At 39.5% G+C, this 10,391-nt stretch carries 9 protein-coding genes; all 9 read right to left on the bottom strand.

Annotation, left to right across the window (positions count from 1 at the left end):
* Nucleotides 1–362 precede the first annotated feature (362 nt).
* A complete protein-coding gene (aroQ, locus tag BGM26_RS20745) occupies nucleotides 363–800 on the bottom strand; it encodes a type II 3-dehydroquinate dehydratase (RefSeq protein ID WP_217042191.1) in 438 nt (145 codons plus the stop codon).
* A gap of 214 nt (nucleotides 801–1,014) precedes the next feature.
* Nucleotides 1,015–1,848 carry a sugar phosphate isomerase/epimerase family protein gene (locus BGM26_RS20740; RefSeq protein ID WP_217042190.1) on the bottom strand — a complete coding sequence of 278 codons (834 nt, stop codon included), beginning with the start codon at nucleotides 1,846–1,848 and terminating at the stop codon, nucleotides 1,015–1,017.
* Nucleotides 1,849–1,937: 89 nt separating this feature from the next.
* Nucleotides 1,938–3,110: a Gfo/Idh/MocA family protein gene (locus BGM26_RS20735; RefSeq protein ID WP_217042189.1), complete on the bottom strand. Its 1,173-nt coding sequence runs from the start codon at nucleotides 3,108–3,110 to the stop codon at nucleotides 1,938–1,940.
* A gap of 105 nt (nucleotides 3,111–3,215) precedes the next feature.
* Entirely contained in the window at nucleotides 3,216–4,211 is a 996-nt protein-coding gene (locus BGM26_RS20730; RefSeq protein WP_217042188.1) for a zinc-dependent alcohol dehydrogenase, read from the bottom strand.
* Nucleotides 4,212–4,703: 492 nt separating this feature from the next.
* A complete protein-coding gene (locus BGM26_RS20725; RefSeq protein WP_217042187.1) occupies nucleotides 4,704–5,756 on the bottom strand; it encodes a TRAP transporter substrate-binding protein in 1,053 nt (350 codons plus the stop codon).
* A 149-nt stretch (nucleotides 5,757–5,905) separates the two neighbouring features.
* Nucleotides 5,906–7,183 carry a TRAP transporter large permease gene (locus tag BGM26_RS20720; RefSeq protein ID WP_217042186.1) on the bottom strand — a complete coding sequence of 426 codons (1,278 nt, stop codon included), beginning with the start codon at nucleotides 7,181–7,183 and terminating at the stop codon, nucleotides 5,906–5,908.
* Entirely contained in the window at nucleotides 7,183–7,680 is a 498-nt protein-coding gene (locus tag BGM26_RS20715; RefSeq protein WP_217042185.1) for a TRAP transporter small permease, read from the bottom strand. The genes BGM26_RS20720 and BGM26_RS20715 overlap by 1 nt, the downstream gene beginning before the upstream one ends.
* A gap of 740 nt (nucleotides 7,681–8,420) precedes the next feature.
* On the bottom strand, nucleotides 8,421–9,161 hold the full coding sequence (locus tag BGM26_RS20710; RefSeq protein ID WP_217042184.1) for a sulfite exporter TauE/SafE family protein: 741 nt from the start codon (nucleotides 9,159–9,161) through the stop codon (nucleotides 8,421–8,423).
* A gap of 37 nt (nucleotides 9,162–9,198) precedes the next feature.
* A complete protein-coding gene (locus tag BGM26_RS20705; RefSeq protein ID WP_217042183.1) occupies nucleotides 9,199–10,356 on the bottom strand; it encodes an MFS transporter in 1,158 nt (385 codons plus the stop codon).
* Nucleotides 10,357–10,391 lie beyond the last annotated feature (35 nt).

Here is a 10,391-nt window from a genome sequence, read left to right as displayed (position 1 = left end):
TTCCCTTTTCAAGTAGATTTCGGTCCTCATGACACCTTCATGAGGACTGTTTTTCCCTTTTCGAGTAGATTTCGGTCCTCATGAAACTCTATTGGTGACCTTTTCAAAATGATTGATAGTGTTTTAAAAGCAACAAAGTTTGTGAAAAGATCCTTCAAAAAAAATAAGGCACCTCTCCATAAAAATGATAATTGTATATACTACAATAACCGACAAATCGAAGCGATGCTTCTATGGACTTTTTGAATAATTAATAGTAAATTCAAAAAAACCTTTATTTTATTCTTTTTGACCTATTTGCTAGTCTATTGATTTTTAAATATTTGATCTTATCTCGTTAAGATAATCCCTCAGTGATCAATCTACTCTGCTGCCGCTACAGCAGCACGTAATCCAAGGTAGTAGCTTTCAATCCCAAACCCTGAAATTTGGCCTTTAGCAATTTCCGCAAAAACTGAATGATGGCGAAACTCTTCCCTTGCATGGATATTAGACATATGAATTTCAATTACTGGAACTTCAAGAATTGCGAGGGCATCCCTTAAGCCATAACTATAATGGGTCCATGCTCCAGCATTGATGATAACAGCGTCCTTATTCTCGAAATATGCCTGATGAATCTTTTCACACATTTCGCCTTCATGATTCGTCTGGAAGCATTCGATCTCCACACCTAACTCTTCTGCAAGTCTATTAAGCCCATCGTTGATTTCCTCAAGGGTAACCGTTCCGTATTGAGCTGGATCCCTTTTCCCAAACATATTATGATTTATTCCATGCAGCATGAGGATCTTTTTCATATGATCATCTCCTAATCTATTTTAATCAAATTCGCCTTGGCGTACTTGCGCCCAGATTTTTATCGAGCCTGCTCGATAAATTCCTTTAAAAAATCTGAGGCATCCGCCGGAGGCTTATCTTTATTCAGCCGAGGTTTGAACCCATACTGGATACCATTAATCTCGCCACTTATATCGTTCAGAGACTTCTGCTGAATAAAGTTAAAATTGGTTATCAACTTATTTTGCAATTTATACTCGGGTTGCTTTCAAAGTAGTCCTTTGCTGATTGCAAGCAGCGCCGCGCAAATTCTTCATTGCCTAATTCTTTAGCACGCAATGTATGCGGCAACTCGATTGAATAAGGCATCTCTGGTAACCTGTTTACAATGCTCGCAACATCAATGCCGCCCTCACCTAAATACATTCGTTCCTCACGAAGAATTCTCGTCATCTCTTCTTTCGAGGAAGGGATTTCAACAGTCGCATCACAAAGATGAAGGTAACGGAACCATTCACGTGGCACCGAATCTAGATCCTCGACCTTGTCCTTTGAGCGATGAAAATGGTGTATATCAATCATCAAACCGGCATTATCACGCCTTGCTGTGCGAAGCACGTCTAAGACTCCTGCTAGATTTGAAATAGCGGCAATGGGGACGAACTCTAGCTCAACTGTAAGTCCGAATGGTTTCGCTAGATCGCAAATCTCCGCAAAGCGTTCAATTGCATAATTTCGATCTTCCGTCCATATGCTGCTAAGAACATGGCGTCCCCCAAGTTCAGCAGCAACCTCCATAGCAGGAAGATACTGGGTTGGATCAACACCATCGTAAACCCGTGCCAGCTCTATGTCAAGAAGCTCGATGCCTGTTTCTGCAAGCGCTGTCTTTGTTCTTCGCAACATTTCCTTATTCTTCGCTAGCTCGTAGTTAGGTTCACCGGGGAGACCCATATATATAGGGCGAATACTAACGAAATCATAGCCAGCTTTCGCTGCGATGTAAACCATCTCGGGCGGTGGAGAGTCAAGGACTGTAAGGTGGGCTAAAGAAAATTTTCTTGTCATCTTTTAGTTGCCTCCAATATTTTGATGTTTCCTACTCTCAAAAAATATTTGGTACACTTTTTTTATTTTTATAACGCAAAATCTTTCTCTTAGAAATGGACTCTTCTTCCTTCACTTGCTGAAAGATATGCCGCATAGATTACTTTAATAGTTTCATAGGCTAAATCGATGCCTGACAGGGGCTGTCGATTCTCAAGCACACATTCCATAAAATCTTGCAGTTCATATGTGTAGCCTCGCAGAATTTCTTCTGCGATAAATACATGATTCCAGCCTAGTTTTTCTTCAAGCATTTCGGAAAAATAAACATCCTCTATGCCTTCCTGATCAAGAAAATAGCTTTTTAAATTATCTGTAGGTGTGATGTTACACATTAGCACTCCATCATTTGCGTATATTTCAATATAATTTTTTGTCCCGCCTAATACATGGTCACTTGAGATAACTACAGCCTTCGTTCCATCAGAAAAGGTGATTGTCACATTAGCAAAATCCTCTACATCGATTGGTTTGCCTGTTAGATGTCTTTTCTCGTAATCTGTTAAAGAGGTTATAATGTTTCCTGTATCCGCTTGTACGCTTACAACTGAAATCTCCTCATTTCTCGCTTCTGCTTCCACTTGCTTTAACCACAATACACCGGAAACTGGATGGGATCCTAATCGGATCAAAGAGCCGCCGCCCGTTTTTTCCCACAAACCTGCCACTGCGGAACTGGAGCCTTTAATGCTTTCTTCACCTTTCATAAACAAGAGTTTGCTCTTTTTACTGCGAATGATTTCAGCAGCTTTTAAGACATTCGGCGAATAAATATAATTTTCGGCATACATAAACAGTTTATTGCTTGACGCAATGATTTCCTTGGCTTCTTCAATTTCCTTTAAAACGGATTCATACATTTTAGCCTTCGAAACCTTTTGTCCGATCGGTTTTTCATCATCTTCCTTACCGAAATAACCTGTAAGCGGTTTTTCGCAAATCACGTGTTTGCCAGCTTTTAAAGCTTTTAACGCAAACTCTAAATGTAGATGAGGCGGTGTCACAATATCGATGACATCAATTTCTTTATCATTTAACACCTCGTTAAAATCTGTGGAAATTTGCTCAAATCCATATGTTTTGGCAATTTCTTCGGCTTTAACTGTATCTAGGTCCACAATTGTTTTGAGTCTAATGTTGACACCATGTACCTTTGCATATCCTCTTCCATGTAAATGGGCCGCATAACCTGCCCCTACTAAGGCTACCGTAACCGTTTTCAACTCTCTTCCCCCCCTTAAAATTAGATCGATCTAATTTTATATGATAGATACGCCACAAAATTTAATTGGGAGCATCTTTCATTCATTTTATAATGGTGAAAAACATTAATGAGCAGCACTGTTAAAATTTAAGATAATCTTCCCAAAGTCTCCGGATAGGGCACTTTCATAAGCATGTTGATATTCCGTAAAAGGCACAACCATTGATACAATAGGCTCTATGTTCAAATCCGGATCTCTTAAATACTCTATTGTTTGTAAAAAATCATCCGGAAAGTTATAAATAATCGACCCATAAATGGTTTGATCATATCGGACTATTTGAGAAAACGGAATATTTACTTCTGGCGCAATACCAAGTGCAACCATTGAACCACCTGGTTTCATTAATTGAATCGCTAGTTCTACAGAAGCCTTTGTCCCAGCAGCTTCTATAACGAAATCAAATGTCTCATCCGCCATCTTTTCGGGATAGACGACCCTAATATCTCCAATTTTCTTAATCATCTCATGCTTCTTCGGATTGACATCAACAGCGGTTACATGCGCTCCTAAACAATAAGCCAATGCTGCAGCAAGCATCCCGATCGTTCCTCCTCCGACAATAGCAACAGAGGAATCCTTCGTAATTTTAACCTTTTTAAAACCACTTACAACCACGGCAAATGGTTCTATTAAAACCGCCTTTTCATTAGCCAAATCGTCTGGAATCGGCAGAACAAACTTGGATGAAATCACATATTCCTCTGAAAATCCGCCATCCATATTGATACCCAATGATTTCTTACGCCGACAAATATTTGTACTCCCTTTTTTGCACATTTCGCACTCGCCACAGAAAGTATTCGGCAAAACCACTACACGGGTTCCAACTTCGTATTTGGCGCTCTTGCCACGTTCAATAATCGTACCAACTAATTCATGCCCAGGCCTTAAAGGATACGTGGCATGAGCAAATTTTCCTTGTAAAAAACTAAGATCAGATCCGCATAACCCCCCATAGCTTATTTTAATCTTTACCTCATCATCCTTCGGGGCTTGTAGCGATTCAACATCGCGCATTTCGATCTCCATTGGCTTTTTAACATATAACTCTAACATCAGCATCCCTCCCAAAAAAATTAGATTGGTTCAAAAATATGATCGATTTGAAGACTAATAGATTGCCTCATTAACCGTTCATGTTGGTAACAACTTTTCTAGACGATCCCATGAGTTTCTAAGGATATAATACAAGCCGAAAGTGTCTAACTTGGTAAATATATGTATTTACTAAATCTTGAACATTATTAATTTTTATCACTTTTATAAGAAGTACATGTAATTAAGAAGGGGCCCAAATAATGAAGCTTTATCGCAGATTAACGGGCAGTAACTCCCCACTTCTAGACTCGGAGGAATCGAGGGAAGATAAGTGGGGATAAACTGCCCGTAAAGGCCCGACATAGGAACACAGACTAAGAACGCCACGTCCTGTGGCAACGTCTGCGTGACCCACATCCTGTGGGCCGCAACTAACCATCAGTGGGCAGTAAAACCCCCACTGATAGAAGTTTCACTTTATACGGACCCGCCATTTTCAAGAATAAAGAGTTATTTTTTTCCTGCCTCTAAAAGCTTATTAACGAGATCCTCGCCAATCTCTTTCTTATGTTTGTCATAAACAGGTTTGATTTTATCTGCCCATACTTGTCTTTCTTCTGGAGTTAGCTCAGTGATGATCATCCCTCTTTCGATAAGGGCCTGTTTGTAACTAGCATCCTCTTTCGCTTTTTCTTCTCTTTGGAAAGCTTGAGCTTCGTCAGCTGCTTTTCTAATTGCCTCTTGCTCTTCACCTGATAGGCCTTCAAAGAACTTTTTATTTACGATAAACGGATTGACTCCAATCAGGTGCTGAGTTTCAGTTATATATTTTTGTACTTCATTAAAATTCGCTTCTGCTATTACACTAAATGGGTTTTCTTGGCCATCAACAATCCCTTGTTGCAAGGCTGTGAACAGTTCCGGGAAAGCCATTGGCGTCGGAATCGCACCAAGTTCTGTCCACACATCTAACTGAATTTGATTTTCTAATGTTCTAATTTTTAAGTTATGAAGATCGTCCGGAGACTTAATCTCCTCTTTACTGTTCGTCAGATTTCTAATTCCACTCTCCCAAAAATTAAAACCAATGATCCCAATATCCTCTAAATCAGCTAAAACCTCTTGTCCTAAAGGACCATCAAGGATCTCATGAGAAGCTTCTCTAGTCGGGAATACAAACGGCAAAGACCAGAGATTGAACCGAGGTGCGAAGTTCGACATTACTGCCGCCCCAATAGGTCCACCTTGAATCGTCCCAAGTTGGACACCTTCAATAATGTCCCGTTCTCCACCTAATTGACTGTCTGGAAAAACCTCTACAGAAATGGATCCATCTGTTTCTTTTTCGACTATTTCTTTAAATTTGTACATCGCTTTACCCATCGCTACATCTTTTTTGTCTGTAGAGCCAATTTTCATTACTGTTACTTTCCCTTTGTTTCCCTCTGGTTTTGAATCTGCTGTTGTTTCAGAACCCTTTTCTCCATTTGAAGTCGATTGACTTCCACATGCAGCCAAAACGAACACAAGCAAGAACAAACCTAGATAAAGAATCTTCTTCATTCATTGACACCCCTTTAGATTGTGATTTACTATGAAAGATTTTTAAAGACAAATGCTCTAAAAATCACTTTCAACAAATTAATAGACTTATATTATTTTTGACTTCTTCAAAGCCTGCCAGTATAACAAAAGGATTATTAACAGCCCTATTATTTAGTAAATACTTGAGGTAACCACGTTGATATTACTGGGATGTAACTCAAGATTAAAATATTAAATATCATCACTAGCACAAAAAGTGCTGTGAATTTTAATAGTCGTTCCATGCTAATACTCGCCACTTCACTTACCATAAAGAGATTAACTCCAAAAGGCGGTGTAATCATCCCCATAGCCAAGTTAACGATCATCACAATCCCAAAGTGAACAGGGTCAATACCATACGTAACAGCAACAGGAACTAAAATTGGTGCAAGTATAAGAATGGCCGCCCCAGAGTCAAAAAACATCCCAACGATGAACAAAAGTATGTTGATGATGAGCAAGAAAGTGAATGGACTATTAGAAATCCCGCTAAACCAAGTAGCTACAGCTTGAGGTACCCCGTCGCTTGTAAGAATCCAGCCAAACAGTCCCGCATTGGCAATAATCACCAAGACAACTGAGCTCGTTAAAGCAGCGTTATAAAAGATTTGTGGGAGCTCCTTCCACTTAAGTTCTTTATAAACAAACAAGCCTACAATTAATGCATACACACAAGCCGCGACTGCTGATTCGGTCGGGGTAAAAACGCCGCTATATATCCCGCCCAGTATGATGAAAGGCATTATTAATGCCAATACCGCGTCCTTAAAAGCAACAAATTTTTCCTTCCAAGAATAGGATCTTTCACCAGAGTAATGTTTCACTTTCGATACAAAATAAACAAGGATCATAAAAGTAAACCCAATCATGATACCTGGAATGATTCCAGCAAAAAACAAGTCTTTAATCGACACACCTGTAGCAACACCATATAAAATGAGCGGTATACTTGGTGGAATAATAACCCCTAGCTCACCTGATGCTGCCACAGTTGACGATGCAAAACCTTTATCATAACCTCTGGCAACCATAGCTGGAATCATAATGGCGCCAATAGCTGCTACGGTTGCAACTCCTGATCCAGAAATAGAGGCAAAAAACATACAGGCTAAAACAGCAACCATTCCTAATCCACCTGTTCTTGATGCAACAAGAGCATAGGCAAAATCAACCAGCCGCTTTGACATCCCACCTCTTTCCATCAAACCTCCAGCCAAGATAAAAAAGGGAACTGCTAATAATGTGAAGGAGTCCATCGTTGTAAATAATCGCTGGATAATGACGGTAGGAGGCGTCCCATCTTGAAACACCATGATTGCTGACGATAACCCGACAGAGATAGCTACAGGAACACTCAGAATTAAAAACAACATAAAAGAAGCAAACAGTAATATCGGACCCATTAAACTTGTTCCCCTCCTTTCGTATCCCATTCGCCTTCAAGCCAAGCAACCAATGTATTAAACAACATGATTAGACTGCCTAACGGGATTGCTAAATAGGGGATAGACATTGGCAAATGCATGGCAGCTGATTTTTGCATATGGACAATTTCTAATATTTGCACACTATACATTAAGATAATCACACAAAACACCATTGTAATGACTGCAGCAAGTCCCCTGATTCCTTTTTCAATTTTAGGAGGAAATTTAAACAGGGAAAATAAAAATTCAAGACGGATTAACTTTTGATATCTAATCGCTAACCCTGCTCCGATAAATGTAGTCCAGACCAATAAGTACCTTAACAGTTCAGATGACCAACTGAGAGGGGCATTAAAGACAGCGCGGGAGATGATTTGCCAAGTTAGAATAATAAGTGCTAATGCTAAAATAGTTCCAAGAAGAAATTTGATGCCTAGATTGATTTTATCCATTATTCGAATAAATGTTTTCAATAACGTCACTCCTTATTAATCAAGTTGAGGAAAGGATTAGATTCCTTATGCCTTTTACTTTCGTTTCCATCTAATAAAACGCTTACAAAAACTCATTAACAACGTTTTTCAATCATCTCCTGGGATCTTTCAAAATAAATGTAACAAGTTTTAATATAGATCGATCTAATAAAAGATAGCGTTTACAATCGCCAATCTGGTCTTCTTTAAAAGAAATACTCAAAGATTAGCATTTTTTTATGTAATAGCTTAACAACTAGATCGATCTAAAAAGAGGGATTAAAAATAGTATATTTAAATTTTTAGGAATTGTCAATCTACTTTCAAAAATATTTATTTAATGTTAATGCACTCCTTTATAACCAGTCTAAAAGTCTGGATTTGCAAATTTTATATTAAGGCTGTTTTCGTAAAGTTTGTTGCTTTTAGTGTAATTTTTGTATAACTATCTGAGTTGATTGGAGCGGAGAGCACTTGACTCCTGCGGGAATAGAGGGAAACGGGAGACCCCGCAGACGGTTACGCCGAGGAGGCTTCCGTCCCTCCCCGCGGAAAGCAAGTGCCCGCAGCGGAAAGCAACGGGCAAACTTTGAAGAAAAAAAACAACAATATATAACACCCCAGATTCGTTCTAGAATGAAGTCCAAAAATAATTCCTTGAAAAGGAATAATCTTACGAGTTAAAGTTTTTCGTAAACCGCGAATATGGTGTATCTAGAGTAACGCGATATATTAATGAATTATATCCCTTTGAAGTTTTCCACGATAAGCTGGAGGATAATAGCGACAGTTACGATCCGAAGTATCGGTTTAACGAATTGTGGTTTCAATTTTTGTGCAATCCGCACACCCAACTGCGCTCCCGTAACGGAACCTAGAAGCAAAGCGATTGTCATCGGCCAGATGATTTTTCCTGTGGCGATATAACTGATGGCAGCCCCAAAACAACTCGAGAATGTAGCGAGCCGCACGTACCCGACCGCTCGGATGTATGCAACATTTAAATGGCCAAATAAATAGAGCATTAATGTCCCTTGGCCGGGACCAAATAATCCGTCATAAATCCCAATGCCGTAAAGGCCAGGAACGCTAGTTTTTGAGAAACGAAGCGGTTCATCTCCGTTAAAATTCCCTTTGGATAGAAATGACGTGATAAAAGCGAAGATGAGTAAACAAATCGCAACCCAATACAAGTTCGCCTCCGAAATTAATGAAGCGACGTATCCCCCAGTCAGACCTCCCCCAAGACATACAGGGATGATCCAAAACGATTCTTTAAATGATATTTCCTTACGCCTGAGTAAAACGTAAAAACTTGAAAATGCACTTACGGTATTCGATACTTTATTCGCACCAATCGCTGAATGGATTGGAAGCCCCATCAAAAGCATAGACGGAAGACTGATCAGTCCGCCACCACCAGCAAGTGTACCTAGTGTCGTAGCAATGATACCAATGAAGAAGATAAGAACATATTCCATGCGCCACACCCCCCAATTTTCCGGATTATTTATAGTTTTAAAAAGCTTTTACGGATTTTGATTCGTCTTTTCTTTTACGGGGTTTCATTATAAAAGCACCACCGATTAAAAAGGCTCCGCTAACATAGAAGACAGATACGACACCAGCCCAGCCGCCCACTGCCCCAAAAAAGACAGGCGCAATGAATTGTGAAAGCCGATTCGTCATTAAACGAATACCAAGTACTTCACCTGTGCGCGATTTTGGTGAGGCATTGTATGTCGTCGTCATGGAAATTGGCTGTCCGCATCCTAATCCGAATCCCATTAAACAACTAAATATACAAAAAAGGATGATGCTATTTGATAATGCAAAGATCAGAAAAGAAGTGCCTGCGAGTAAGACTGAACTAAATAAAATTATATCCCGATCGGCCATCTTCAGCAATTTAGGCAAAATAAAACGAACGATCATCATTGCTAAACCTTGAATCGAAAGGATCCACCCGATTGTTGAAGTGGAGATTCCCATATCTGTTGCGTACAACGGAAAATAGGCAACAAAAATATCTTTTGAATACAGCACGAGTGCACTTGAAAATAAGGCTTTTTGAATATGGGGATCTTTTACCAACTGAAGCGATGAACCAAGGCTTACTTTTTCAACAGACTGCTTTTTTAGGACAACCGGTATATAAAAGGCAAATCCAATTAAAAGAATACAAATGATCATCGACACAAAAAAGCCTGAGGAATAAGAGAAATGTTCCGATAAGTAGCCACCCAAAACTGGACCTACGAATGCCCCTGCCGCAACAGCCAGTCCAAACATACTGTAGTAATAATCACGATTTTCTTTTGTCGCAGTACTGCCGAGAACATTCTGCAAAGAAAGGGCAATGAAAATATTAGAAGAACCAACAAATATTTGGCTGACGTACAAAGACCAAATTGATTCATATACATACGGAATAAACATCCCGATGGCCATCCCGATTAAACCGAAAATGACCGGAAGGCGGTCACCAATTGCATCAGCAATTTTCCCGGCTTTAATGGCAATAAGAAGTGGAAATATAGCAAACGATGCTGTCAATATACCAATCTCAAACATGGAAGCATTCATATCGTATGCATTTAATGTAATGATCGGACGGGTAGCATTGATCACTATTTGAAAGCCGAGAACGATTAGTAATACATTTCTTAATAACATAATCATTCACCTCTATCAGCCGGAGTAATAATCTC

The organism is Bacillus sp. FJAT-29790, from assembly GCF_019039215.1.
Lineage (GTDB): Bacteria > Bacillota > Bacilli > Bacillales > Cytobacillaceae > Cytobacillus.
Note: the sequence above shows the minus strand (reverse complement) of the source record. Positions and strands in the feature narration are given on the sequence as shown.

What these genes read in the sequence shown, in the direction of transcription:
- aroQ (WP_217042191.1), bottom strand. Translation starts at nt 800, where the DNA reads ATGAAAAAGATCCTCATGCTGCATGGAATAAATCATAATATGTTTGGG.
- BGM26_RS20740 (WP_217042190.1), bottom strand. Translation starts at nt 1,848, where the DNA reads ATGACAAGAAAATTTTCTTTAGCCCACCTTACAGTCCTTGACTCTCCA.
- BGM26_RS20730 (WP_217042188.1), bottom strand. Translation starts at nt 4,211, where the DNA reads ATGTTAGAGTTATATGTTAAAAAGCCAATGGAGATCGAAATGCGCGAT.
- BGM26_RS20725 (WP_217042187.1), bottom strand. Translation starts at nt 5,756, where the DNA reads ATGAAGAAGATTCTTTATCTAGGTTTGTTCTTGCTTGTGTTCGTTTTG.
- BGM26_RS20720 (WP_217042186.1), bottom strand. Translation starts at nt 7,183, where the DNA reads ATGGGTCCGATATTACTGTTTGCTTCTTTTATGTTGTTTTTAATTCTG.
- BGM26_RS20710 (WP_217042184.1), bottom strand. Translation starts at nt 9,161, where the DNA reads ATGGAATATGTTCTTATCTTCTTCATTGGTATCATTGCTACGACACTA.
- BGM26_RS20705 (WP_217042183.1), bottom strand. Translation starts at nt 10,356, where the DNA reads ATGTTATTAAGAAATGTATTACTAATCGTTCTCGGCTTTCAAATAGTG.